We start from the raw sequence: 25,023 nt of genomic DNA, 5'->3' as shown, positions 1-25,023 counted from the left end.
ATAGTAGCGCCCCTTTTCCACCAGATGCTTAAAACTTCGCCATGTCGTCAGAATCACAGACCGCTTTCCCCGCACACCGTTTCTCCATTGCGCCGATGCTCGACTGGACGGACAGACACTGCCGCTATTTCCTGCGCCAGCTCTCCCGCCATACGCTGCTGTACACCGAAATGGTGACCACAGGCGCAATCATTCACGGGAAAGGCGACTATCTGGCCTATAGCGAAGAAGAGCATCCGGTTGCCCTGCAGCTGGGCGGCAGCGATCCGGCCGCGCTGGCGCAGTGCGCGAAGCTGGCGGAAGCGCGCGGCTACGACGAGATCAACCTGAACGTTGGCTGCCCGTCCGACCGTGTGCAAAACGGTATGTTCGGTGCCTGCCTGATGGGGAATGCCCAGCTGGTAGCGGACTGTATCAAGGCGATGCGCGACGTCGTTTCCATTCCGGTGACGGTCAAAACCCGTATCGGGATTGACGACCAGGACAGCTACGAATTCCTGTGCAACTTCATCGATACGGTCTCCGGAAAGGGCGAATGCGAGATGTTCATCATCCACGCGCGAAAAGCCTGGCTCTCCGGCCTGAGCCCGAAAGAGAACCGCGAAATCCCGCCGCTGGACTACCCGCGCGTGTATCAACTGAAGCGTGACTTCCCGCACCTGACGATGTCGATCAACGGCGGCATTAAGTCGCTGGAAGAGGCCAAAGCGCATCTGGCGCATATGGATGGCGTGATGGTCGGCCGCGAGGCGTACCAGAACCCGGGCATTCTGGCGACGGTCGATCGCGAAATCTTTGGCATCGAAGGTTCAGACACCGATCCGGTTGGCGTCGTGCGTGCGATGTACCCTTATATTGAGCGCGAGCTGAGCAACGGTACGTATCTCGGCCACATCACCCGCCATATGCTGGGTCTGTTCCAGGGTATACCGGGCGCGCGTCAGTGGCGCCGCTACCTGAGCGAGAATGCGCATAAAGCCGGAGCCGATATTGAGGTGCTGGAACATGCGCTGCGACTGGTGGCAGACAAGCGATAACTTTCGCTAAAAGTTCGTCAAATTCACCACGCCCTGCGAGTTCTCGCGGGGCGTTTTGCTTTAAGAACAAAACGTTAGCTTTGGCATGGATCTTGTAATGCTTAATGCATTACTCGGGAACTCGTGGGAGAGCACCATGCTGGAACTACTTTTTGTGATTGGCTTTTTTGTCATGCTGTTAGCGACAGGCGTTTCGCTGCTCGGCATTCTGGCGGCTATCGTGGTGGCGACGGTGGCCATGTTTATTGGCGGACTGTTTGCGCTGACGATCAAACTGCTGCCGTGGTTACTGCTGGCCGTTGCTGTGGTGTGGGTGATTCGGTCGATTAAATCGCCAAAAGTGCCCGGTTATCAGCGCAATAACCGCTTTCGTTACTAAGGTATTGAGGGGTTCGTCACATAGTTGTAACTTTTCCGGCAGCATGGCTTAGAACAGAATAGGATTTACTTATCGAATCTGTCACTATGACTGCCGTTAAAGAATTCATCGTGCTGTACCCTACATACAGCCGAACTAAAAAAAGAAAGGGCTTCCCACGGGAAGCCCCATTTCTTTTTGGGGCTCAGGGAATCAACAGGCTCGACCCCTGCGTCGCCCGGCTCTCCAGCACCTCATGCGCGCGCTGCGCATCGGTCAGCGCGAATTTCTGCGCATCTGCCACGTCCACTTTGATGACACCGCTGGCGATCAGCGAGAACAGCTCGTTGCTGGCTTCTTCAAGTTCTTCCCGGTTGGTGATGTAGCCCTGCAGGGAAGGGCGCGTGACGTACAGCGAACCTTTCTGATTCAGAATACCAAGATTCACGCCGGTGACAGCGCCTGACGCATTGCCGAAGCTCACCATCAGCCCACGACGCTGCAGACAGTCCAGCGACGCTTCCCAGGTGTCTTTCCCAACCGAGTCATACACGACGCGCACCTTTTTGCCGCTGGTGATCTCCTTCAGCCGTTCGACAATGCTCTCATCACGATAGTTAATCACCTGCCAGGCGCCCGCCTGCAGCGCGCGCTGCGCTTTTTGGGCATTGCCCACGGTGCCGATCAGTTTTGCGCCCAGGGCTTTTGCCCACTGACAGGCGATGAGCCCGACGCCGCCCGCCGCGGCATGAAACAGGAACTGCTCGTCGGGTTTAATTTCATAGGTTTTACGCAGCAGGTAGTAAACGGTTAAGCCTTTCAGGAAGGAGGCCGCCGCCTGCTCAAAGGAGATGGCGTTAGGCAACAGGGCGGCTTTATCCGCCGGAACGTTGTGGACGGAGCTGTAAGCGCCCAGCGCTGACTGCGCATATACCACGCGGTCGCCCTCTTTAATATGCTTAACCCCGCTGCCCACTTTGACGACGACACCGGCTGCCTCGGTGCCCAGTCCGCTCGGTATCGACGGAGGCGGGTAGAGCCCGCCGCGAATATAGGTGTCGATGTAGTTTATGCCTATGGCTTTGTTTTCAACCTGCACTTCGTTTTCGCCAGGCGCGGTGGGGGTGAACTCCACCGCTTTGAGTACGTCTGGCCCACCGTGTTTCTGGAATTCAATGCGCGTTGCCATGCTCCCTCCGTAAGAAAAATATGGTAATCTTTCGACCCACTCTTTATCTCGGTAACTCCATTCACTATGGCAGGAAACAAACCCTTCAACAAACAGACTGAACCTCGCGAGCGTGATTTCCAGGTCGCAGGGTTAAAGGTCCCGCCGCACTCGATTGAAGCGGAACAGTCGGTGTTGGGCGGTTTAATGCTGGATAACGAGCGCTGGGACGACGTCGCCGAGCGCGTCGTGGCGGAAGATTTCTACACCCGCCCGCACCGCCACATCTTTACCGAAATGGCGCGTCTGCAGGAGTCGGGCAGCCCGATCGACCTGATCACGCTCGCGGAATCACTGGAGCGTCTTGGTCAGCTCGACAGCTGCGGTGGGTTTGCCTATCTGGCGGAACTGTCAAAAAACACGCCTAGTGCGGCGAACATCAGCGCTTATGCCGATATCGTGCGCGAACGTGCCGTCGTCCGTGAGATGATCTCGGTGGCGAACGAGATCGCCGAAGCTGGTTTTGATCCGCAGGGGCGTACCAGCGAAGACCTGCTCGACCTTGCTGAGTCCCGGGTCTTTAAAATCGCCGAAAGCCGCGCCAATAAAGACGAAGGCCCAAAAAACATCGCCGATGTCCTCGACGCCACCGTTGCCCGTATTGAACAGCTGTTCCAGCAGCCGCACGACGGTGTGACCGGGGTAAACACCGGCTATGACGATTTGAACAAGAAAACCGCCGGCCTGCAGCCGTCGGATTTGATCATCGTCGCCGCGCGTCCGTCGATGGGTAAAACGACCTTTGCGATGAACCTCGTTGAAAACGCAGCGATGTTGCAGGATAAGCCGGTACTGATCTTCAGCCTTGAGATGCCCTCCGAGCAGATCATGATGCGTTCTCTGGCATCGCTGTCTCGCGTGGATCAGACCCGCATTCGTACCGGCCAGCTCGATGATGAAGACTGGGCGCGCATCTCCGGCACCATGGGCATTCTGCTGGAAAAACGGAACATCTATATCGATGACTCCTCCGGCCTGACGCCGACGGAGGTTCGTTCCCGCGCGCGCCGTATCGCCCGTGAACACGGCGGCATCGGCCTCATCATGATCGACTACCTTCAGCTGATGCGCGTCCCGTCGCTTTCCGACAACCGTACGCTGGAAATTGCGGAGATTTCCCGCTCGCTCAAGGCATTAGCCAAAGAGCTGCACGTGCCGGTGGTGGCGCTGTCGCAGCTTAACCGTTCTCTGGAACAACGCGCCGACAAGCGCCCGGTCAACTCCGACCTGCGTGAATCCGGCTCCATCGAGCAGGATGCCGACTTAATCATGTTTATCTACCGTGATGAGGTTTATCACGAGAACAGCGACCTGAAAGGGATCGCCGAAATTATTATTGGTAAACAACGTAACGGCCCGATCGGGACGGTACGTCTGACCTTTAACGGACAGTGGTCGCGTTTCGACAACTATGCCGGTCCTCAATATGATGATGAGTAATTTCTAAGGAATTCAAATGCAAGCGGCAACTGTTGTTATTAACCGCCGCGCTCTGCGACACAACCTGCAACGTCTGCGTGAACTGGCGCCTGCCAGCAAGCTCGTTGCAGTCGTGAAAGCGAACGCTTACGGACACGGTCTTCTTGAGACCGCGCGAACGCTCCCCGATGCCGATGCCTTTGGCGTCGCCCGTCTTGAAGAAGCCCTCCGTCTGCGCGCGGGGGGAATTACCCAACCGATTCTTCTCCTCGAAGGTTTTTTCGAAGCCAGCGATCTGCCAACCATTGCTGACCAGCATCTGCACACGGCGGTACACAATGAAGAACAGCTGGCCGCACTTGAAACCGCCGAGCTGAGCGAGCCGGTGACCGTCTGGATGAAGCTCGACACGGGCATGCACCGTCTGGGCGTGCGTCCTGAAAGCGCGGAAGCGTTTTACCAGCGTTTATGCCGGTGCAAAAACGTGCGCCAGCCGGTGAATATTGTCAGCCACTTCGCCCGTGCCGATGAGCCCGAGTGCGGTGCAACCGAGCGGCAGCTGGATATCTTTAATACCTTCTGCGAAGGCAAGCCGGGGATGCGCTCGATCGCAGCTTCCGGCGGGATCCTGCTGTGGCCGCAGTCGCATTTCGACTGGGCGCGACCGGGCATCATCCTTTACGGCGTGTCGCCGCTGGAGAATAAGCCTTGGGGACCGGACATGGGTTTCCAGCCGGTCATGTCGCTGGTCTCTAACCTGATTGCCGTGCGTGACCATAAAGCGGGTGAGCCGGTGGGCTACGGCGGTACCTGGACCAGCGAGCGTGATACCCGTCTCGGCGTGGTGGCGATGGGCTATGGCGACGGTTATCCCCGTGCCGCGCCGTCGGGTACGCCGGTTCTGGTCAACGGTCGCGAGGTGAAGATCGTTGGCCGCGTGGCGATGGACATGATTTGTGTCGATCTGGGACCTGAAGCCCAGGATAAGCCCGGCGACGATGTGGTGATGTGGGGGGAAGGTTTACCCGTTGAACGTATTGCTGAAATCACTAAAGTGAGTGCTTACGAACTTATTACCCGCCTGACGTCTCGGGTGGCGATGAAGTACGTCGACTGAAACGTGTACATAACAGTCCAACGGCATACGCTGCCGTTGGACAAGTAACGCTTATTTCAACACGTTATAAATCGCCTGATTCGTTAAATAATCTGACGCCAGCCCTGACTCTGGACTGAAGCGCGCGCCTTGGATGGATGAGAAGCGTTTTCCTGTATTGCCCAGTGAGACATAGCGTTCTCCCCCATCGTTTTCCGAAATGGTGTACACCGTTTTCTGCATTTCGGCGAACAGCGGAGCGTTACGCTGAATGACCTGATGCAATTCCAGCAGCTGCACACCATCAAGATTGAGCTTTTTATCCAGCGTGACCCCCCATCTTTGCAGGCAAACTTCGGCAAAATGACGCACGATCGTGCCCGGTTCATGCACCACTTTTTCCCCGCTATTCCCATTAGCCGACGCATTTCCCACCAGCGTAGCATGACGACCAGACATAGGATAAATATGTACCTTTGTCGTGCTATCGGTCTGTGGAATGACGCACGAGAAACCTTTTGAACGCTCGTGTCGGGCATAGAAAGCCACATACTCCTTCACGTTGCTGCCCAGAGTGACTTTTTCCGGCTGGAAATTACCCATTCCCGGAACCGGATCGACAGCGAAAATATTCACCGGAATAGTCGTCAAAAGGGGATCGGCCAGCATCGCATTCGCAAGCATATGGCAGCTAATTCCGCCCCGGCTCCATCCCACAAGGTTCACCTGAGTGGGCAGAATCTGGCCCTGACGGAAGGTTTTAATAATTTGCTGCTGCAGCGCCTGCTGGGTCACTTTACGGTCACCATAATCATACTTGCGCCACCAAAACGATCCGGTAACCTCAACGTCCTGAATCGGCACGCCCGCCTTTTTGAGCTGCTCATAGTTCTCTTTTGTGAGCTTTTCTCGCTGCCAGTCAACGTGCCCTTTAATAATATTGATCGCGTGCTGAACATTCTCATTCCAGCCGCTGCCCAGAAGCTGGGCCCGAAGCTGAGAATATTCTCCGCTTTTGACCCAAAGTTCATCGCTTTGAAGATTACCGCTTCCCGGGCCATCAAGAATGACCCATTCGGCGAACTCTTTACCCTTGTTATTGGCGGCCAGAGAAGAAATGAGCTCGCCGTTCCAGTAATTAGCATGAGACTCATCAAACTTATTAGAACCAGTACCACAGAAATACACTGTTAGTATTGTCATAAATGACCTCATTGAAATATTAATATGTAGGTGGATGGCACGCGTGCAGTTAAATAATACGTGTCGGCAATATTTCGAGAAATATGCTATTAAGCCCAGGGTATTTTTGATAGCGATAAGTTCGTTCTTAATTAAATATGGCTATGTTTAATGTGTAGCACTGCTTAACTTTGTGCTTAGGCATATGACATTTGCCTTATGCCGAATGCTGTTTTTACAGTTCTGCAATAGCACGCATACTTAATTTCGGAATAAGTTAGTTGAATAATCTAAGAAAATAGATTTCACACGGGGTTATGCTACAATGAACATATTAATGATCGATGAATTACCGATCTTCATTCACGGTATGAAAACAGAGCTGGAACGCGTAATGCCGGAATGCACTGTTTTTTCAGCGAACAACTTTGAAGATGCACACGCAATTTTAACCTCTATGCCAGTCAGCATTATTTTGCTGGATGGTGAAATGAAATGCCGTGATTTTATCACAAATTTGATGTCAAACTGGCCTGAGCTACCGATCGTGGTAATGTTACGAAAAACGACGGATAAGATATTCAACTTCTACATTCGTCAAAGCATTAAGGGCATTTTTACTAAGGATCTTCCCGCCGAGAAAATCAGCCAGATACTTAGCATGGTTTCCTCGGGTGTGGTCTGCTTTCCGGAGCAGGCCGTGATTCAGCGAGAACAACCCACTGGCGGTTTACCGATTCATACTCTGAGTCGTCGGCAGAAGGAAGTGCTCAAGCTGCTGGCGAATGGAGGAACAAATAAGCAGATCAGCAGACAACTGAATATCAGTGCTGGTACGGTCAAAGTACATCTGGAATCCATTTTTCACCGATTGCAGGTCAACAATCGAACACAGGCTGCAATGCTCTATTTTAAATATATGGGCAATTAGGCCGTTTTTGTAAGACGCAGGATTGGTATCAAACTATGTTTAGTGAAAAGCGCGACAGGCAGAATACTGTCGCGCTTTTTTTAATGATACTGAGATTTGAAATAGTATATCACGACCACCAGAGTTCCAAAGTCCTGCAATAGCCAGAAGGGAAAACTGTCACTCAGTATATCAGCCCCAGTAAGGATAAATTTCATGTTTAAACTGCTCTCACCAAAAAAGCCAAAGGCGAGGGCAGCTAAGCCGACTTTACACATTACCGGCAGAGCATGGACTCTTCGACTATAGGCTGCAAACAAAATGAGCAGCGAGGTGACAAGGTCGACGAGGATAATAAAGGGAAGAACCCAGCCATTCATTATGTTAAGCATTTACTCTCCATCGGGATTGTTATGGGTTAAATCAGGCGGAGAAAGTGACTCGTGCCTGACTTTGCTTTTGATGACGCTGGCGACATCAAAAATATCGCGCTGTTCGTGCCGGCGGAAAAAGTTTGCCAGCCAGACGATCAGACCATTACTCATTGCCCCGAGGATATAACCTAAACCAAGCGTGATATCGGCCTGGTTAAGGTCTATCTTTAACCAGCGGGCTGATAAGCCACCTAATGCGACGGCCGCACCCATGCTGATTCCGCCAAAAATAATGCCTGCCATAAATCGGCTGTGCTGATGCAGCCGCTGCGGTTGCCAGAAAAACGAAATACTGACGCCGCCAAATAAGCCTGAAAATGCCAGCAAGGCTTCGCTGATGAGGGTCGGGAGATAGATGTCAGACATACATTCATCCTCTGCAAGGATAAACCCCCTCGAAAAAGGGGATTTATTATCGTAACGGGCGCTTATTATTGGCAGGGATCCAGCTCAACAATATGCTGATACTTATCGGTAGTGATAAAGCGCTGTTGCCCTGACAGGCTGTAAATCAAACGTTCAGGAGAGCGATAGCCCTTTACGACATCCACATCCGCGCTAAGCCAGGGCTGATCGGCAGGAAGAGCGCTATGGCTGTATTTGTCGCCTCCGATCCATTTTTGATGAGTGAGTTTCAACCCCCAAAGTGACTCGCTTTCACTCCCCGACCAGCCGAGGCGTTTGGCTTCTTCCGACGTGATATAGCGGTCGGGCAGGCGGCCAAAATTTTTTATATGGCGAAGGGTTGTCGCCAGCTCGGTCACATTATTGACGGGCGGTACACCCTGAGAAGATAAAAAGGCGTTAACTTCCTTTATTTCATCTTCGCAGGTTGGTATGGCGGCAGTAGCCTGTAAAACGGCGAATAAGGAAGCAGAAAGAACGGCCATTTGCACTATGGATAATGATTTCATGTGTTTTTCCTGTCGAGTTAACTGAGAAATAACTTCATTTCCGCCTCGCGGCGACGCGTCAGACCAGCCAATACCTTCCCGCCTGCCTTATTCCAGCTTTTGAACTGCAGTGCGGCGCCCTGAACATCGCCAGCGTTGAATTTTTTGAGCAGCGTTGATTTCTTCAAATTGCCAACGCCGAGGTTGAAGGCGAAGGAAACCAGCGCGTCGAATTGCGCCTGCGTTGCTGGCTGGTTCAGCAGCTTTTTCACGCCGTCCTCGGTGCGTTTCAGATCTTTGCGCAGCAGTTCTTTGGCTTCGCCGGTAGTAATTTTGGTGAGCTTTTCCATCTCCTCTTTGAGGATCAAATGGCCATAGCCGATGGTCCATAAACCTACGGCATCGCGATAACGCTCCAGCTTCAGTCCTTCAAACTGGCAAATCAGCTGAATACCCTTGTCACCTGTACGTTCTGGTTGTGTGTGCATTACGGAGTCTCCTCTGCTTTCGGACGGGGAATCACCTTGTTGGTGTATTCGTCAATCAAGCGCATAACGCTTTCCGGTGGCTCAAGCGCGGTAAACTGCATCTCCACATCGACGTGGCGGCTGTCACGCCCGCCTTTGTTATCGCTGGAAGGCGAAAGGCTGACGTGAAAGCGACCAAATTCGTTTTCACCAGACTGGCGGGAAGGTGCCTGCATGCCTTCCGTACGGATCGTCAGGTTGACCTTCATTTTCTCCAGCATCAGCCCGCGCGGCGTTGAAAGTGCGACCAAGGGCAGGTCAAAGTAGTGCTTTTCATCCAGTGCCAGCTGTATCGTGCGTGGAACCAACGAACCGTCCTCAGCAGGTTCGAAAAAGGGATCCAGCGCTTTCATATACTGCTGAGCAATCAGTTCGTTGGCCGCCGTGGCCGCGTACTGCATCCCGCGCGTAATATCTTCAAGCGAGATCGGCACGCCGGGAATATCGGCTGGCGGCGTAGGGGGCGTGTTTTCCTGTACAGGCGGCGTGCCTTCATCCTCTTTGCCCGTCCTGTTTTCCGGCTCTTCATCCTTGCCGCCGCGCAGCCATTTTTTAAAAGACATATTTCGCTCCTGGAAAAAGGGCTACCCGGGTAGCCCCTGCGTTACGGAATCGCACGTATGTCGCGGCGTGGAAGATTATTGCGCGGCGACAGGCTTGGTTTTGGCGTTGGTCAGGTAATCAATCACGCGCTGCAGAGCTTCAGGTGGTTCCTGGCGTTTAATCTGGGTATGAATGGAATATTTCGCGCGTGTATCGGTCGAACGGGTCTGCTCCGATTTATGGGAGACTTTGCCGGTCATTTTGGCTTTAAAGACACCCCAGCCGACGGACGCTTCCACGGAGGCCTCCGCTTCGGTACTGCTGGAACTGGCTTCGCTCTGGCTCACTTCCAGCTCAAAGTCGATGGTGCCGTCTTCGATACAGATGATAGGGTGCGTGATCGCCGCCAGCAGCGGAATGCTCATCTTGCGGGTCACGCTGCCTTTGTTCACGCCTTGTTCGTCTACCATGGTTTCGTCGTAGTCGAACTCGATCGCGACGGCTTTGCCGTCTTTAATGCAGACAGAGAGCAGGAAGTCGGTATAGGACTTGCTCGCCTGAACCTGTGCTTTGATCATCGCCTGCAGCGGACCGCCGATCATATGCTCCAGCGGCAGGGCGTTAATAACTGAACCAATAAATTGTGAATCCATGATGTGAACTCCTTGAATCAGTGAATGCGCGGTTGCGCAGGAGTCACATTACGGAAAGCGAGAAGGAGAAAATATTGGGTAAATGTCATGGCTAAAGGACGCAAAAAACCTATGCCGATCGCAGGATAATCCTAAGGGGTGGTGTTGCGTGATATTCCGGTTTATTGTTGAAATCCCTGCCTCATCGAATTCCGGAGAACCATCGCGTGTTTCAGAAAGTTGACGCCTATGCCGGCGACCCTATCCTCTCCTTAATGGAGCGTTTCAAAGAAGATCCTCGCAGCGACAAAGTGAACCTCAGCATCGGTCTGTATTACAACGAGGATGGCATTATTCCTCAATTAAAAGCCGTTGCCGAAGCCGAAGCGCGTCTGAACGCTGTTCCACACGGCGCTTCTCTTTATCTGCCAATGGAAGGGCTAAACGCTTATCGCAACACCATTGCACCGCTGCTGTTCGGCACCGATCACGCGGTGCTCGCGCAAAAACGCGTGGCGACCATCCAGACGCTGGGCGGCTCGGGTGCGCTGAAAGTGGGTGCAGACTTCCTGAAAAAATACTTCCCGGATTCAGGCGTGTGGGTCAGTGACCCGACGTGGGAAAACCACGTTGCGATCTTCGAGGGCGCAGGCTTCAAGGTCGAGACCTATCCGTGGTTCGACAGCAAAACTAACGGCGTGCGCGTTGAAGCGCTGCTGGAAAAACTGAACACGCTGCCGGCGCGCAGTATTGTGCTGCTGCACCCATGCTGCCATAACCCGACCGGTGCAGATCTCACTAACGCCCAGTGGGATACGGTGATTGAGGTACTGAAGGCCCGTGACCTGATCCCGTTCCTCGACATTGCCTACCAGGGCTTTGGCGCGGGCATGGAAGAAGATGCTTACGCCATCCGCGCCGTAGCCAGCGCCGGGCTGCCTGCTCTGGTTAGTAACTCCTTCTCTAAAATCTTCTCCCTGTACGGTGAACGCGTTGGCGGTCTGTCCGTAGTCTGTGAGGATGCCGAAGCAGCCAGCCGCGTGCTCGGCCAGCTGAAAGCGACGGTACGCCGTATCTACTCCAGCCCGCCAAACTTTGGTGCGCAGGTGGTGGCGACGGTTCTCGGTGACGAGCAGCTGAAAGCGTCCTGGCTTGGCGAAGTGGAGGCGATGCGTAAGCGCATTCTGTTGATGCGTCAGGAACTGGTTAACGTCCTGAAAGAGGCGGTGCCGGGACATAACTTCGACTATCTGCTCAAGCAGCGCGGGATGTTCAGCTATACCGGACTGAGCGCGGCGCAGGTCGATCGCCTGCGCGAAGAGTTCGGCGTTTATCTCATTGCCAGCGGCCGTATGTGCGTGGCGGGTCTGAATTCCAGCAACGTTCATCGCGTGGCGCAGGCGTTTGCCGCTGTAATGTAAGTACTCACTATTCATTTCCCCCCTCTCCCTGTGGGAGAGGGTTGGGGTGAGGACATCAGGCCGTACAAGAATCTTGCCCGGTGGCGCTTCGCTTACCGGGCCTACACGTCACTTCTGCGCTTTGTGATCGTCTTCTTTTTATTCATCTTCATAAGTAAAAACTCCTTCCCTTCACCTCCCGCTGGGGTTATGGTCGGATAGTTTTTTGACCGTTCGCTCAAATTAAAACGATAACAAACTGAATTTTCAGGGGAAAATATGCGCAAGATCACACTGGCGCTCAGCGCTGCCTGCTTATTGTTCTCGCTTAATAGCGCCGTCGTCGCGCGAGCTTCTGCCCCGACGCCGCTTTACACCGGTACCACTGCCGCCATGCTTGCAGAGCAGGCGCCCATTCACTGGGTTTCCGTGGCTCAAATCGAAAACAGCCTGATGGGCCGTGCGCCAATGGCCGTGGGTTTTGACATTGACGATACCGTTCTCTTCTCCAGCCCGGGCTTCTGGCGCGGAAAAAAAATGTATTCGCCCGACAGCGAAGCGTATCTGAAGAACCCGGAATTCTGGGAAAAAATGAATAACGGCTGGGACGAATTCAGCATCCCGAAAGAGGTTGCCCGGACGCTTATTGCCATGCACGTGAAGCGCGGGGACAGCATTTACTTTGTGACCGGCCGCAGTCAGACCAAAACGGAAACCGTCTCCAAAACCCTGCAGGATGATTTTCAGATCCCGGTAGCCAGCATGAATCCGGTGATTTTTGCCGGTGACAAAGAAGGGCAAAACACCAAAACCCAGTGGCTGGAAAAGAAAAATATCAAAGTATTCTACGGCGATTCGGATAACGACATCACTGCCGCGCATGACGTGGGTGCCAGAGGGATCAGGGTATTGCGTGCCTCTAACTCGACCTATCGACCGCTGCCGATGGCCGGAAAGTTTGGCGAAGAGGTCATTGTGAACTCTGAGTATTAAACCGCAGGCGACGAGTTTGACTCTTTTTTAAGCAAATCTCGTCGCTGCGGGTTTTACCTTTCGGCTTCTTGCTGCACACTTAGAAAGATTCATCTTTCATTACGGAGCAGCACATGTGGTATCAACAGACCCTGACCTTAAGCGCTAAACCACGCGGATTTCATCTGGTGACGGACGAAGTCATCGGGCAAATCCGCGACCTGCCGCGGGTCAAAACGGGTTTGCTGCATCTGCTCCTTCAGCACACGTCTGCCTCTCTCACGCTTAATGAAAATTGCGATCCCACCGTCCGGTCAGACATGGAGCACCATTTTCTGAAGAGCGTCCCGGACAACGCCCCTTACGAGCATGACTATGAGGGGGCAGACGATATGCCTTCGCATATTAAATCCTCCCTGTTGGGCGTATCGCTTATGCTGCCGGTTCACAACGGGCGGCTGCTGTTGGGAACGTGGCAGGGGATCTGGCTGGGAGAGCATCGCATTCACGGTGGTTCGCGTAAAATTATCGCCACGCTACAAGGGGAATAAAGATGACAATTTCGGAGATACTTCAGTACTGCATGAGCAAGCCCGGCGCGGAGCAGAGCGTCCATAGCGACTGGAAAGCCACGCAGGTTAAGGTGGGGGATGTGCTGTTTGCGATGGTGAAAGAGGTGGAGGGCCGTCCGGCGGCGTCGCTGAAAACCAGCCCTGAACTGGCCGATTTACTCCGTCAGCAGCATGATGACGTGAGGCCGAGCCAGCACCTCAATAAGGCGCACTGGAGCACCGTCTATCTGGATGGATCGATTCCAGGCTCACAAATTTACTACCTGGTGGACGCATCCTATCAGCAGGCGGTTGAGCTGCTGCCGGAAACGACCCGACAGCAGCTCTCCGTGTGACAATTACAGCAACGGTTTAAGGAAGCGCGCGGTGTGCGAGGCTTCGCACTCTGCAACCGTCTCTGGCGTACCGGAGACGAGGATTTCACCGCCGCCGCTGCCGCCTTCCGGGCCGAGATCGACAATCCAGTCCGCGGTTTTAATCACGTCAAGGTTATGTTCGATGACCACGATAGTGTTGCCCTGATCGCGCAGTTGATGCAGCACGTCCAGCAGCTGCTGGATGTCGGCAAAGTGCAGACCGGTGGTCGGCTCATCCAGGATATATAGCGTCTGGCCAGTACCGCGTTTTGACAGCTCGCGCGCCAGCTTCACGCGCTGCGCTTCACCGCCGGACAGCGTGGTTGCCGACTGCCCCAGACGAATGTAGGTCAGGCCCACGTCCATCAACGTCTGCAGCTTACGCGCCAGCGCAGGAACGGCATCAAAGAATTCGCGCGCCTCTTCGATGGTCATGTCCAGCACTTCGTGGATGGTCTTGCCTTTGTACTTAATCTCCAGCGTTTCTCGGTTATAGCGCTTGCCTTTGCACTGGTCGCACGGCACGTAGATATCCGGCAGGAAGTGCATCTCAACCTTGATCACACCGTCGCCCTGGCACGCTTCGCAGCGGCCACCGCGTACGTTAAAGCTGAAACGTCCTGGCGTATAGCCGCGGGAGCGTGCTTCCGGCACACCGGCAAACAGTTCACGTACGGGCGTGAAGACGCCGGTATAGGTTGCCGGGTTAGAGCGCGGGGTACGGCCAATCGGGCTCTGGTCAATGTCGATAACTTTATCGAAATGCTCCAGCCCCTGGATGTCACGGTACGGCGCCGGCTCGGCCAGCGTCGCGCCGTTCAGCGCCGTCTGCGCAATCGGGAACAGCGTATCGTTGATCAGCGTCGATTTACCGGAACCGGATACGCCGGTGATACAGGTAAACAGGCCAACAGGCAGCGTCAGGGTGACGTCTTTCAGATTGTTGCCTCGCGCGCCGGTCAGCTTCAGCACTTTTTCAGGATCTGCCGCTACGCGCTGTTTTGGCACCTCAATCTTACGCTTGCCGCTCATGTACTGGCCGGTCAGCGATTCGGGCACCGCCATGATCTCCTTCAGCGTCCCTTCTGCAACCACCTGTCCGCCGTGTACGCCTGCGCCCGGACCAATATCGATCACGTGATCAGCCGCGCGGATCGCATCTTCATCGTGCTCGACCACGATCACCGTGTTGCCGAGGTTGCGCAGGTGGACCAGCGTGCCGAGCAGACGCTCGTTGTCGCGCTGGTGCAAGCCGATGGACGGCTCATCCAGTACGTACATCACGCCTACCAGACCCGCGCCAATCTGGCTCGCCAGACGAATACGCTGGGCTTCACCGCCGGAGAGCGTTTCTGCCGAGCGGGATAGCGTCAGGTAGTTCAGGCCGACGTTCACCAGGAATTTCAGGCGATCGCCAATCTCTTTCAGCACTTTTTCGGCAATTTTCGCGCGCTGGCCGGAGAGCTTCAGGTTATTGAAGAAGTCCATCGCGTGGCCGATGCTCATGTCTGAGATGGTCGGCAGCGCCGTGTTTTCCACAAATACGTGGCGCGCTTCGCGGCGCAGGCGCGTTCCTTCACAGGTAGCACAGGAGCGGTTGCTGATGAACTTCGCCAGCTCCTCGCGCACCGCGCTGGACTCGGTCTCTTTGTAGCGGCGCTCCATATTGTGCAGCACCCCTTCGAACGGGTGGCGACGCACGGAGGTATCGCCGCGATCGTTCATGTATTTGAACTCGATGTTCTCTTTACCGGAACCGAACAGGATCACTTTGTGCACGTTCGGGCTCAGGCTGGCCCACGGCGCTTCAACGTCGAACTTGTAGTGTTCTGCCAGCGATTTCAGCATCTGGAAGTAGTAGAAGTTACGCTTGTCCCAGCCGCGAATGGCCCCGCCCGCCAGCGACAGCTCCGGGTTCTGGATCACGCGATCCGGATCGAAATACTGCTGCACGCCCAGGCCGTCACACGTCGGGCACGCGCCCGCCGGGTTGTTGAACGAGAACAGGCGCGGTTCCAGCTCGCGCATGCTGTAGCCGCAAATCGGGCAGGCAAAGTTGGCGGAGAAGAGCAGCTCTTCCGCTTTTGGATCGTCCATGTCGGAGACCACGGCCGTGCCGCCAGAGAGTTCCAGCGCCGTTTCAAAGGATTCCGCCAGACGCGTGGCGAGATCGTCGCGCACCTTAAAGCGGTCAATCACCACTTCGATGGTGTGCTTCTTCTGCAGCTCCAGCTTGGGTGGATCGGACAGGTCACACACTTCGCCGTCGATACGGGCGCGGATATAGCCCTGGCTTGCCAGGTTTTCCAGCGTTTTGGTGTGTTCGCCCTTACGCTCTTTGATGATTGGCGCAAGGAGCATCAGGCGCTTGCCTTCCGGCTGCGACAGCACGTTATCGACCATCTGGCTCACGGTTTGCGCCGCCAGCGGGACGTCGTGGTCCGGGCAGCGCGGCTCGCCCACGCGGGCATACAGCAGACGCAGGTAGTCATGGATTTCGGTAATGGTACCGACCGTTGAACGCGGGTTATGCGACGTGGACTTCTGCTCAATAGAGATAGCAGGTGACAACCCTTCAATATGGTCGACATCCGGTTTTTCCATCAGCGACAGGAACTGACGCGCGTACGCCGAGAGCGATTCAACGTAACGACGCTGTCCTTCGGCATACAGAGTGTCGAAAGCCAGTGAGGATTTGCCAGACCCCGAAAGCCCGGTCACGACAATGAGTTTGTCGCGAGGGATTATGAGGTTGATATTCTTGAGATTGTGGGTGCGGGCGCCCCGAACTTCGATCTTATCCATTCACCTTTCCCGGTTGGAACACGGATTGCCTGGTTTGTTTGAAGGACAAACGGCTGTCAGAAACGGCTAATTATGACACAATTTGACCTGTTTGAATATACAGTATTGGAATGCATTTTCTGATTCGCTGTGTAACAATGTTGAGTTGCGGGAGAACTCTGGAACGTGCTACGCAACTATCAAAGTGCAGCATGGAAATGGTACACTCGCGCGTTTACACTATTAAGAAACGTATTCAGGAGACACGAACATGGCCAGCAGAGGCGTAAACAAGGTGATTCTCGTCGGTAATCTGGGCCAGGACCCGGAAGTACGCTACATGCCGAGTGGTGGCGCAGTTGCCAACATTACGCTGGCTACTTCCGAATCCTGGCGTGATAAAGCGACCGGTGAGATGAAAGAGCAGACCGAATGGCACCGTGTTGTGCTGTTTGGCAAACTGGCCGAAGTGGCCGGAGAATATCTGCGTAAAGGTTCTCAGGTCTATATTGAAGGCCAGCTGCGTACCCGTAAATGGACCGATCAGTCCGGTGCTGAGAAGTACACGACTGAAGTAGTGGTCAACGTGGGCGGCACCATGCAGATGCTGGGTGGCCGTCAGGGCGGTGGCGCACCTGCAGGTGGCGGTCAGAGCCAGCAGCAGGGCGGTTGGGGTCAGCCTCAGCAGCCGCAGGGTGGCAACCAGTTCAGCGGCGGCGCACAGTCTCGTCCGCAGCAGCAGTCTGCTCCGGCGCCGTCTAACGAACCGCCAATGGATTTCGACGACGACATTCCGTTCTGATTCCCGCGTGCTAAAACAAAAAACCCAGACCATCGTCTGGGTTTTTTTATTCCGTAAGGGATCAGGTAATCACCATCGGCCAGTCTGGCGGCGTGTGGCTCATCGCCTCAACCATCACCACTTTAATATTTTCCCAGACGGCGGCCATATCCAGCAGGGTGATACCAAGCAGACCCGTTGCAAACCAGCAGGCCGCACCCAACCCCAGCAGGGTGCTGATGACAGCAAGACCCGCATAGTCAGATTTACGAAACTGAATGTTCAGCGTGCTGGCTAAAAACATCAGTACCGCACTCAACAAAGGCCAGCGCAGGAGAACCATGCTGGTAGTAATGGTTGCCATAAAACCCATCCTCTACAAAACAGACGAACTGAATGAAACAGTGTTTCTCGTTACAAAATATGTGTGAACTATATCACAATTGATGATTTATTCGCCAGTGCCTGTGCGATCAAAAAAGAGGATTTTATTCCCCAGGAAAAGCGACTCTGTAGGCAGGACCAGCCTCGGCGCATGAGGAGGTGAACCCACAACGCGCCGGAAACGCCCGTCGGGCAAGTGGGGACACCGCAAATTCGGTTTTATAACCGGGGCGTTATTCTCCGCCATTACTGAAAATAGTGTGGTGAAGACTGATTATTTATAAATCAACAAACACAGTACCCGGAGCAAATAGCATAAAACGTCATGACGATGTTGTACTTTTTTCATGCTGTCAGACGTTTGGCTTAATCAACGATCGTCTGTTGTGTTATCTTTCCGTCGGCCCCGGCGGGCTGGATAATTATTTCCCTTAATTGAAACGGAACGAATACTTACAGTTTAACTTACGGGAAAATATTATCGTCATAACGAAATTTAAGATTTTTAATACTAAAAGTCAGTTGCTAACTTTGCATGATTCATGCAACGTAATCACCTGTTTAACAAAGCATCCGGCCTTCATTACTACAGGCGTACAACATGCAGGGATATAGGGCGGGAAATGAATCGTAGCGCGCGGCGCAAAATGCTCAGGGTGGTAGGGATCATCATGGTAGTTATGCTGCCGGTGATGCTTGCCCTATGGTTTGCCCAGCTACGCGCCGTGTCTGAAACAAGCGCACAGCTACGCACATTTGCTGAACTGGCTTTAGACAAAACAGAGCTGGTTATTCAACAGGTTGAGCTGGCCCGGGACGAGGCTGAAAAATATCAGGGTGAGCTTTGCACGCCGGGACACCGTCAATATATGCTGAACGTTGTTCGTGGCCGCCTGTTTGTCGCCGATTTAATTTACGCTGAAGGTCAGAATTTTCTTTGTTCGACCGTTTTTACACCGGATCATCCCTACGCCATTCCTGTCGCTAATTACACGCGTAAACCTGACGTCGCTATCTATTATTATCGCGATACCCCATTTTATACTGGCTATAAAATGACATATATGCAGCGCGGAAATTATGTGGTGGTCGTCAATCCGCTTTCATACAGCGAAGTCATGTCCGCGGATCATTCTCTCTCGTGGGGTGTGTACGACACGGTAACCAATGCTTTCTTTTCGGTTAGCCAGAAAGCCAATGTTTCTTTATTAAATTCGATGATTCGAGATAAGGAATCGGTATTTCAAAAAGATAACCGCTTTTATACGATCGTAACGTCTCCCAAAAGACCTATTGCGGCCATTGTGTCGACATCGAATAAACGCTTTTATGAAACGCTTTATCACCAGGCGACGTTGACGCTACCGCTGGGCATGATCTGCAGCATTATTATTTTGCTGGTATGGTCCCGTACCCATCGTGAGCTTAATTCACCGGGGCGCTTACTGCACCGGGCGCTGAACAAGCGACAGCTTTGCGTCCACTATCAGCCGATTATTGATATCAAGAACAACCAGTGTGTGGGTGCGGAAGCGTTGTTACGCTGGCCGGGTTTTAACGGGCAGGTGATGAGCCCGGCTGAGTTTATTCCGCTGGCGGAAAATGAGGGAATGAGCGAGCGGATTACGGACTATGTCGTTGAGGAGGTGTTCAACGATCTGGGCCATTTCCTGGCGGAGCATCCGCATCTCTATATTTCGATTAACCTGTCGGCCACGGATTTCCACTCCTCGCGGCTGATCGCCATGATTTCCGACAAGGCTCGCCACTACGCCGTCCGCGCGCAGCAAATCAAAATTGAAGTGACGGAACGTGGTTTTATCGATGTGCCAAAAACCACGCCGGTGATTCAGGCTTTCCGTCAGGCGGGTTATGAAGTCGCGATCGATGACTTCGGTACCGGCTACTCGAACCTGCACAACCTCTACTCGCTGAACGTGGATATCCTGAAGATCGATAAATCGTTTATCGATACCTTAACGACCAACAGTACCAGCCACCTGATCGCCGAGCATATTATCGAGATGGCGCAGAGCCTGCGCCTGAAAACCATTGCGGAAGGGGTAGAGACGGCAGAGCAGGTGAGCTGGCTGTTGAAGCGCGGCGTCCAGTTTTGTCAGGGATGGCACTTCGCGAAAGCGATGCCGCCCCAGGAATTTATGACCTGGCAGCAGCAGCCTTTGCACTGAGAGTGATTAATTCAACTGGTGGCGATAGTCGCTTGGCGTACGGTCAAACTCGCGGCGAAACACGCGGGAAAAGGTTTGTTGCGACACATAGCCAAGGTCCATCGCGATATCAAAAATGGGCCGCTGCGTTGAGCGTAGCGCCTGCGCTGCCAGCAGAAGTCTGCGCTGGCGAATGTACTCACCCAGCGTCTGATGCATGACCGTGCGGAACATTCTCTGTAAATACCATTTCGAATAGCCCGACTTTTTCGCGACCACATCAATGTTCAACGGTTGGTCGATATGTTCATCAATCCATTCAATAAGCGTCTGAATAATCTGCTGATGCGACATAAGGTTGCCCCTCTGTAGATACAACTATCTCGGTTAATTCGTCGTTTTCTCTGCGGGGGAGTATAATTCCTCAAGTTAACTTGAGGTAAAGAGGTTTTATGGAAAAGAGATTGCCGCGAATTAAAGCGCTTTTAACTCCCGGTGAAGTGGCGAAGCGAAGCGGCGTTGCGGTATCGGCGCTCCACTTCTATGAAAGCAAAGGTTTAATCAAGAGCATCCGTAACGGGGGTAACCAGCGTCGCTATACTCGCGACGTGCTCCGATACGTGGCGATAATCAAAATTGCGCAACGAATCGGAATTCCCCTGGCCACGATCGGTGAGGCCTTTGGGGTACTGCCGGAAGGGCACACGCTGAGTCCGAAAGAGTGGAAAGAGCTGTCGTCCCAGTGGCGTGAAGAGCTGGACAGGCGTATTCACACGCTGGTCGCTCTGCGTGACGAGCTGGATGGCTGCATCGGCTGCGGCTGCCTGTCGCGCAGCGACTGCCCGCTGCGTAACCCCGGCGACAAACTGGGCGAGCAGGGGACGGGGGCGCGGCTGCTGGAAGAGGATTGAGATTGCGCGGCAAAAAGCACATAAAGAACTAAAGCGCCACATAAGGGCGCTTTAGTTTTTCCCGGTCTTTGTCTTTCACTCTATCCCGCTGGTTCACGGGAGGGTTTCCCCCGACGTCAGCACCCCTCAGTGTCGAGCTGGTTGGGGAGGTTCCGGATTGTGCTGACACTTTAATTCTATGCAAGACCCGTTTTTTCGCCAGCGTCGCTGACCGGTTTTTAGCCGAATTTTTTTCGCGGTGTTGTTCAATTTTCTATAGTTAAAAAGTATGAATAACAGGAGAAAGCCATGCTCACGGTACACCACCTTAACCAGTCGCGCTCGCACCGCGCGATCTGGGCGCTGGAAGAACTCGGCCTGCCTTATGAGATCGTTCACTATCAGCGCCAAAAAAACATGCTGGCGCCGGAGGCTCTCAAAAAGGTACATCCGTTGGGTAAATCACCGGTTATCGAAGATAACGGGCTGATCCTTGCGGAGTCTGGCGCCATTCTGGAGTACCTGCAGGAAACTTACGATCCCGAGTCGCGGCTTAAGCCTTTAGATCCGGCGCATAAGGTGCAGTACCGCTTCTGGCTGCACTACGCGGAAGGATCGCTGATGCCGCTGTTGTTAATGAAGCTGGTCTTCAGCAGCCTCGGAAAACCGCCGGTGCCGTTTGGTATCCGAACCCTGGGGAAAGCGCTGGGGCAGGGGGTGCAGAAAGCGTACCTCAACCGCCAGCTGGAAACCCATGCGCGCTTTATTGAATCACATCTGGCTAAAAACAGCTGGTTTGCCGGGGATACGCTCAGCATGGCCGACATCCAGATGAGCTTTCCGATTTTTGCCCTGCTGGCGCGCGGCGGTATTAACAACCTGCCGCATATTCAGGCATGGAAAAGTAAGGTTGAGAACAGCCCTGGCTGGCAAAGAACTCTGGAGCAAGGGGGGCCGTTATCCATCCCGGGTGAGGATTAAATGTAAACAAATTGCGCATTGATGATAACGTTTGCGCATCCTCTGTTTATTTCTTCAGCGTCATAAGTGAATTTTAGCGAAAAACGATAAAGTTCAGTTGAAAAGGGCGGGGATTAGGCTGGATAATCGTTTGCCTTAATTTGACCACCCGTTTGTAAGCGCGGAGCTAAACGTTTGCTTTTTTTGTGACGCCCTTTCGTCGCAAACGCAACACAAGGATTTGACGTTTAGCTGGCAGTGGCGTCTCCACCTCGCTTACGGACTTCCTAAAAAACTCTCAGGGGATGTTTTCTATGTCTACGCCATCTGCGCGTACTGGCGGTTCACTTGACGCCATGTTTAAAATTTCGGCCCGCGGCAGCACCGTGCGTCAGGAAATCGTTGCTGGTTTGACAACGTTTCTGGCGATGGTTTATTCCGTCATCGTTGTGCCGGGCATGCTGGGCAAAGCGGGCTTCCCGCCAGCGGCTGTCTTTGTAGCGACCTGCCTTGTGGCCGGCGTGGGCTCTATCGTGATGGGCCTGTGGGCGAACCTGCCGCTGGCGATTGGTTGCGCCATCTCCCTGACCGCGTTTACCGCGTTCAGCCTGGTGCTGGGTCAGCACATCAGCGTACCGGTTGCGCTGGGCGCCGTGTTCCTGATGGGTGTGCTGTTTACCATTATTTCAGCGACCGGCATCCGTAGCTGGATCTTGCGCAACCTGCCGCAGGGCGTGGCGCACGGTACCGGCATCGGCATCGGCCTGTTCCTGCTGCTGATCGCCGCCAACGGCGTCGGTCTGGTCATCAAGAACCCGCTGGACGGCCTGCCGGTGGCGCTCGGCCATTTCGCCAGCTTCCCGGTGATCATGTCGCTGATCGGCCTGGCGGTGATTATCGGTCTGGAAAAACTGAAAGTCCCGGGCGGCATCCTGCTGACCATTATCGGCGTGTCGATTGTGGGCCTGATTTTCGATCCGAACGTCCACTTCTCCGGCATTTTCGCCATGCCGTCGCTGAGCGATGACAAAGGAAACTCCCTGATTGGCAGCCTGGATATCGTTGGCGCGCTGAACCCGGTGATCCTACCAAGCGTGCTGGCGCTGGTGATGACCGCCGTGTTTGACGCGACCGGTACTATTCGTGCGGTGGCCGGTCAGGCGAACCTGCTGGATAAAGACGGTCAGATTATTGACGGCGGCAAAGCGCTGACCACTGACTCCCTGAGCAGCGTCTTCTCTGGTCTGGTGGGTGCGGCGCCTGCGGCGGTATACATCGAGTCCGCGGCGGGTACGGCGGCAGGCGGTAAAACCGGCCTGACGGCGATCACCGTCGGCGTGCTGTTCATGCTGATCCTGTTTCTCTCTCCACTCTCGTACCTGGTTCCGGCGTACGCGACCGCGCCAGCGCTGATGTACGTTGGCCTGCTGATGCTGAGCAACGTGGCGAAAATCGACTTTGCGGATTTTGTGGACGCGATGTCTGGCCTGATTACTGCGGTCTTCATCGTACTGACCTGTAACATCGTGACCGGCATTATGATCGGCTTCGCGTCGCTGGTGATCGGTCGTCTGGTCTCCGGTGAATGGCGCAAGCTGAACGTTGGCACCGTTGTTATCGCCGTTGCGCTGGTGGCGTTCTACGCGGGCGGCTGGGCAATCTAAGTTGTCCTTTGATGCGAAAACGGGTGGCTCAGGCCGCCCGTTTTTATTTTCAGGACTCATCCTGTTGCCTTTTGCGTTACTCTGGGGAAGATAGAATAAAAGGCACGACGCCTTCCGGAGTACATAAGCAACACAGCAAACAGGGAACGCATGGAAATCTTCTTCACAATACTCATCATGACCCTTGTGGTCTCGCTATCCGGGGTGGTTACACGCGTACTGCCCTTTCAGGTCCCCCTGCCATTAATGCAAATTGCCATCGGCGCGCTGCTGGCGTGGCCGACGTTTGGCCTGCACGTGGAATTTGACCCCGAACTGTTCCTCGTGCTGTTTATTCCGCCACTGCTGTTTGCCGATGGCTGGAAAACGCCCACGCGCGAATTCCTTGAGCACGGGCGAGAGATCTTCGGCCTGGCGCTTGCGCTGGTGGTGGTCACCGTCGTCGGGATTGGTTTCCTGATCTACTGGACGGTGCCGGGCATTCCGTTAATACCGGCTTTTGCGCTGGCCGCCGTGCTGTCGCCAACCGATGCCGTGGCGCTGTCCGGCATTGTGGGTGAAGGCCGTATTCCGAAGAAAATCATGGGGATTTTACAGGGTGAGGCGCTGATGAACGACGCCTCCGGCCTGGTCGCCCTGAAGTTTGCCGTGGCCGTAGCGATGGGTACGATGGTCTTTACCGTCGGCGGCGCAACGCTGGAATTCTTCAAGGTGGCGATTGGCGGTATTCTCGCAGGCTTCGTGGTGAGCTGGCTGTACGGCCGCTCGCTGCGCTTCCTCAGCCGCTGGGGCGGCGATGAACCCGCTACGCAGATCGTACTGCTGTTCCTGCTGCCGTTTGCCTCTTATCTGATTGCCGAACATATCGGCGTGTCGGGCATTCTGGCAGCGGTTGCGGCAGGGATGACCATTACCCGTTCCGGCGTAATGCGCCGCGCGCCGCTGGCCATGCGCCTGCGTGCAAACAGCACCTGGGCCATGCTGGAGTTTGTCTTTAACGGCATGGTGTTCCTGCTCCTGGGCCTGCAGCTGCCTGGCATTATGGAGTCCTCGCTGGTGGCGGCGGAGGCCGACCCGAACGTTGAGGTCTGGATGCTGTTTACCGACATCGTGCTGATCTACCTGGCGCTGATGCTGGTTCGTTTCGGCTGGCTGTGGACGATGAAAAACTTCAGCGTCCGCTTCCTGAAGAAAAAACCGATGGAGTTCGGCTCGTGGACAACGCGTGAACTGCTGATTGCCTCTTTTGCGGGCGTACGCGGGGCGATCACCCTTGCCGGTGTGCTCTCCATTCCGCTGCTGCTGCCGACAGGCGATGTCTTCCCAGCACGCTACGAGCTGGTCTTCCTGGCGGCGGGCGTGATTCTCTTCTCACTGTTTGTCGGCGTGATTATGCTGCCGATCCTGCTGCAGCATATTGATGTTGGCGATTCGACCCAGCAGCACAAGGAAGAGCGCATTGCGCGTGCGGCCACCGCCGAAGTGGCGATTGTCGCCATCCAGAAAATGGAAGAGCGTCTGGCCGCGGATGCGGAAGAGAACATCGATAATCAGCTGCTGACGGAAGTGAGTTCCCGCGTAATTGGTAACCTTCGCCGCCGCGCGGACGGGCGTAACGATGTGGAAAGCTCGCTGCAGGAGGAGAACCTGGAACGCCGGTTCCGCCTGGCGGCGCTGCGCTCAGAGCGTGCCGAACTGTACCACCTGCGCGCCACGCGCCAGATCAGCAACGAGACGCTGCAAAAGCTGCTGCACGATCTGGACCTGCTGGAAGCGCTGTTGATAGAGAATCAGTAGCGCTGTTTGTGCCCCTCACCCTGGCCCTCTCCCCTT

General features: G+C 54.5%; 26 protein-coding genes. 15 read left to right on the top strand and 11 right to left on the bottom strand.

Features of this window, described 5'->3' with window-relative positions; all coding sequences use genetic code 11:
- Positions 1-41 precede the first annotated feature (41 nt).
- Positions 42-1,037, top strand: a complete 996-nt coding sequence (gene dusA, locus LRM19_RS19255) for a tRNA dihydrouridine(20/20a) synthase DusA (protein WP_271369644.1) — start codon at positions 42-44, stop codon at positions 1,035-1,037.
- A 136-nt stretch (positions 1,038-1,173) separates the two neighbouring features.
- Positions 1,174-1,416 (top strand): envelope stress response protein PspG, encoded by a 243-nt coding sequence (gene pspG, locus LRM19_RS19250; RefSeq protein ID WP_271369667.1) that lies wholly within the window; start codon positions 1,174-1,176, stop codon positions 1,414-1,416.
- A 184-nt stretch (positions 1,417-1,600) separates the two neighbouring features.
- On the opposite strand, the gene LRM19_RS19245 is transcribed toward pspG, so the two are convergent.
- A complete protein-coding gene (locus tag LRM19_RS19245) occupies positions 1,601-2,584 on the bottom strand; it encodes a quinone oxidoreductase (RefSeq protein ID WP_271369643.1) in 984 nt (327 codons plus the stop codon).
- Between the two features lie 66 nt (positions 2,585-2,650).
- On the opposite strand from LRM19_RS19245, the gene dnaB reads away from it, so the two are divergent.
- Together dnaB and alr are read left to right on the top strand one after the other, a co-directional pair.
- Positions 2,651-4,063: a replicative DNA helicase gene (gene dnaB / locus LRM19_RS19240; RefSeq protein ID WP_023310046.1), complete on the top strand. Its 1,413-nt coding sequence runs from the start codon at positions 2,651-2,653 to the stop codon at positions 4,061-4,063.
- Positions 4,064-4,079: 16 nt separating this feature from the next.
- The gene (gene alr, locus LRM19_RS19235; RefSeq protein ID WP_252093656.1) at positions 4,080-5,159 is read left to right on the top strand and encodes an alanine racemase; all 1,080 of its coding nucleotides are present in this window, start codon (positions 4,080-4,082) and stop codon (positions 5,157-5,159) included.
- A 51-nt stretch (positions 5,160-5,210) separates the two neighbouring features.
- On the opposite strand, the gene LRM19_RS19230 is transcribed toward alr, so the two are convergent.
- The gene (locus tag LRM19_RS19230; protein ID WP_115876920.1) at positions 5,211-6,341 is read right to left on the bottom strand and encodes a hypothetical protein; all 1,131 of its coding nucleotides are present in this window, start codon (positions 6,339-6,341) and stop codon (positions 5,211-5,213) included.
- Positions 6,342-6,657: 316 nt separating this feature from the next.
- Here LRM19_RS19230 and LRM19_RS19225 point away from each other — a divergent pair, with 316 nt between their 5' ends.
- A complete protein-coding gene (locus LRM19_RS19225) occupies positions 6,658-7,251 on the top strand; it encodes a response regulator transcription factor (protein WP_240741472.1) in 594 nt (197 codons plus the stop codon).
- 80 nt (positions 7,252-7,331) lie between these two features.
- Here LRM19_RS19225 and LRM19_RS19220 read toward each other — a convergent pair whose 3' ends face one another.
- From LRM19_RS19220 to LRM19_RS19195, 6 genes are all read right to left on the bottom strand, one after another.
- On the bottom strand, positions 7,332-7,622 hold the full coding sequence (locus tag LRM19_RS19220; protein ID WP_111967849.1) for a hypothetical protein: 291 nt from the start codon (positions 7,620-7,622) through the stop codon (positions 7,332-7,334).
- On the bottom strand, positions 7,623-8,030 hold the full coding sequence (locus LRM19_RS19215; protein WP_115876918.1) for a hypothetical protein: 408 nt from the start codon (positions 8,028-8,030) through the stop codon (positions 7,623-7,625).
- A gap of 65 nt (positions 8,031-8,095) precedes the next feature.
- Positions 8,096-8,578, bottom strand: a complete 483-nt coding sequence (locus tag LRM19_RS19210) for a ribonuclease domain-containing protein (protein ID WP_271369642.1) — start codon at positions 8,576-8,578, stop codon at positions 8,096-8,098.
- Positions 8,579-8,595: 17 nt separating this feature from the next.
- Positions 8,596-9,045 (bottom strand): lysozyme, encoded by a 450-nt coding sequence (locus tag LRM19_RS19205; RefSeq protein WP_252093657.1) that lies wholly within the window; start codon positions 9,043-9,045, stop codon positions 8,596-8,598.
- Positions 9,045-9,647 carry a DUF2589 domain-containing protein gene (locus tag LRM19_RS19200; protein WP_271369641.1) on the bottom strand — a complete coding sequence of 201 codons (603 nt, stop codon included), beginning with the start codon at positions 9,645-9,647 and terminating at the stop codon, positions 9,045-9,047. Before LRM19_RS19200 ends, LRM19_RS19205 begins: the two co-directional genes overlap by 1 nt.
- A gap of 75 nt (positions 9,648-9,722) precedes the next feature.
- Positions 9,723-10,280, bottom strand: coding sequence for a DUF2589 domain-containing protein (locus LRM19_RS19195; RefSeq protein WP_271369640.1), 558 nt, complete (start codon positions 10,278-10,280; stop codon positions 9,723-9,725).
- Between the two features lie 206 nt (positions 10,281-10,486).
- Here LRM19_RS19195 and tyrB point away from each other — a divergent pair, with 206 nt between their 5' ends.
- The 4 genes from tyrB to LRM19_RS19175 all read left to right on the top strand — a co-directional run bounded on the left by tyrB (position 10,487) and on the right by LRM19_RS19175 (position 13,538).
- Complete coding sequence (gene tyrB, locus LRM19_RS19190) at positions 10,487-11,680, top strand: aromatic amino acid transaminase (protein WP_271369639.1); 1,194 nt, start codon at positions 10,487-10,489, stop codon at positions 11,678-11,680.
- Between the two features lie 258 nt (positions 11,681-11,938).
- The gene (gene aphA, locus LRM19_RS19185; RefSeq protein ID WP_271369638.1) at positions 11,939-12,652 is read left to right on the top strand and encodes an acid phosphatase AphA; all 714 of its coding nucleotides are present in this window, start codon (positions 11,939-11,941) and stop codon (positions 12,650-12,652) included.
- A gap of 113 nt (positions 12,653-12,765) precedes the next feature.
- Complete coding sequence (locus LRM19_RS19180) at positions 12,766-13,182, top strand: secondary thiamine-phosphate synthase enzyme YjbQ (RefSeq protein ID WP_111964202.1); 417 nt, start codon at positions 12,766-12,768, stop codon at positions 13,180-13,182.
- Between the two features lie 2 nt (positions 13,183-13,184).
- On the top strand, positions 13,185-13,538 hold the full coding sequence (locus LRM19_RS19175) for an MmcQ/YjbR family DNA-binding protein (protein WP_008503382.1): 354 nt from the start codon (positions 13,185-13,187) through the stop codon (positions 13,536-13,538).
- 3 nt (positions 13,539-13,541) lie between these two features.
- Here the strand turns inward: LRM19_RS19175 and uvrA are convergent, their stop codons facing one another.
- Positions 13,542-16,364, bottom strand: coding sequence for an excinuclease ABC subunit UvrA (uvrA, locus tag LRM19_RS19170; protein ID WP_271369637.1), 2,823 nt, complete (start codon positions 16,362-16,364; stop codon positions 13,542-13,544).
- A 250-nt stretch (positions 16,365-16,614) separates the two neighbouring features.
- Between uvrA and ssb1 the strand changes: the two genes are divergently transcribed.
- The gene (ssb1, locus tag LRM19_RS19165; RefSeq protein WP_023310055.1) at positions 16,615-17,145 is read left to right on the top strand and encodes a single-stranded DNA-binding protein SSB1; all 531 of its coding nucleotides are present in this window, start codon (positions 16,615-16,617) and stop codon (positions 17,143-17,145) included.
- Positions 17,146-17,206: 61 nt separating this feature from the next.
- Here the strand turns inward: ssb1 and LRM19_RS19160 are convergent, their stop codons facing one another.
- Positions 17,207-17,488 carry a YjcB family protein gene (locus tag LRM19_RS19160; RefSeq protein ID WP_045261050.1) on the bottom strand — a complete coding sequence of 94 codons (282 nt, stop codon included), beginning with the start codon at positions 17,486-17,488 and terminating at the stop codon, positions 17,207-17,209.
- Between the two features lie 643 nt (positions 17,489-18,131).
- Here LRM19_RS19160 and LRM19_RS19155 point away from each other — a divergent pair.
- Complete coding sequence (locus LRM19_RS19155) at positions 18,132-19,697, top strand: EAL domain-containing protein (protein ID WP_111964200.1); 1,566 nt, start codon at positions 18,132-18,134, stop codon at positions 19,695-19,697.
- A gap of 6 nt (positions 19,698-19,703) precedes the next feature.
- Here the strand turns inward: LRM19_RS19155 and soxS are convergent, their stop codons facing one another.
- Positions 19,704-20,030: a superoxide response transcriptional regulator SoxS gene (soxS, locus tag LRM19_RS19150; RefSeq protein WP_013095071.1), complete on the bottom strand. Its 327-nt coding sequence runs from the start codon at positions 20,028-20,030 to the stop codon at positions 19,704-19,706.
- A gap of 98 nt (positions 20,031-20,128) precedes the next feature.
- Between soxS and soxR the strand changes: the two genes are divergently transcribed.
- The 4 genes from soxR (at position 20,129) to LRM19_RS19130 (ending at position 24,987) form a co-directional block, all read left to right on the top strand.
- Entirely contained in the window at positions 20,129-20,587 is a 459-nt protein-coding gene (soxR, locus tag LRM19_RS19145; protein WP_008503388.1) for a redox-sensitive transcriptional activator SoxR, read from the top strand.
- Between the two features lie 288 nt (positions 20,588-20,875).
- Positions 20,876-21,547, top strand: coding sequence for a glutathione S-transferase family protein (locus LRM19_RS19140; protein ID WP_115876910.1), 672 nt, complete (start codon positions 20,876-20,878; stop codon positions 21,545-21,547).
- 293 nt (positions 21,548-21,840) lie between these two features.
- Positions 21,841-23,190 (top strand): guanine/hypoxanthine transporter GhxP, encoded by a 1,350-nt coding sequence (gene ghxP / locus LRM19_RS19135; RefSeq protein ID WP_115876909.1) that lies wholly within the window; start codon positions 21,841-21,843, stop codon positions 23,188-23,190.
- Positions 23,191-23,340: 150 nt separating this feature from the next.
- On the top strand, positions 23,341-24,987 hold the full coding sequence (locus LRM19_RS19130) for a Na+/H+ antiporter (RefSeq protein WP_008503391.1): 1,647 nt from the start codon (positions 23,341-23,343) through the stop codon (positions 24,985-24,987).
- Positions 24,988-25,023: the final 36 nt, after the last annotated feature.

The organism is Enterobacter sp. PI-10 (assembly GCF_027947695.1).
Lineage (GTDB): Bacteria > Pseudomonadota > Gammaproteobacteria > Enterobacterales > Enterobacteriaceae > Enterobacter > Enterobacter vonholyi.
Note: the sequence above shows the minus strand (reverse complement) of the source record. Positions and strands in the feature narration are given on the sequence as shown.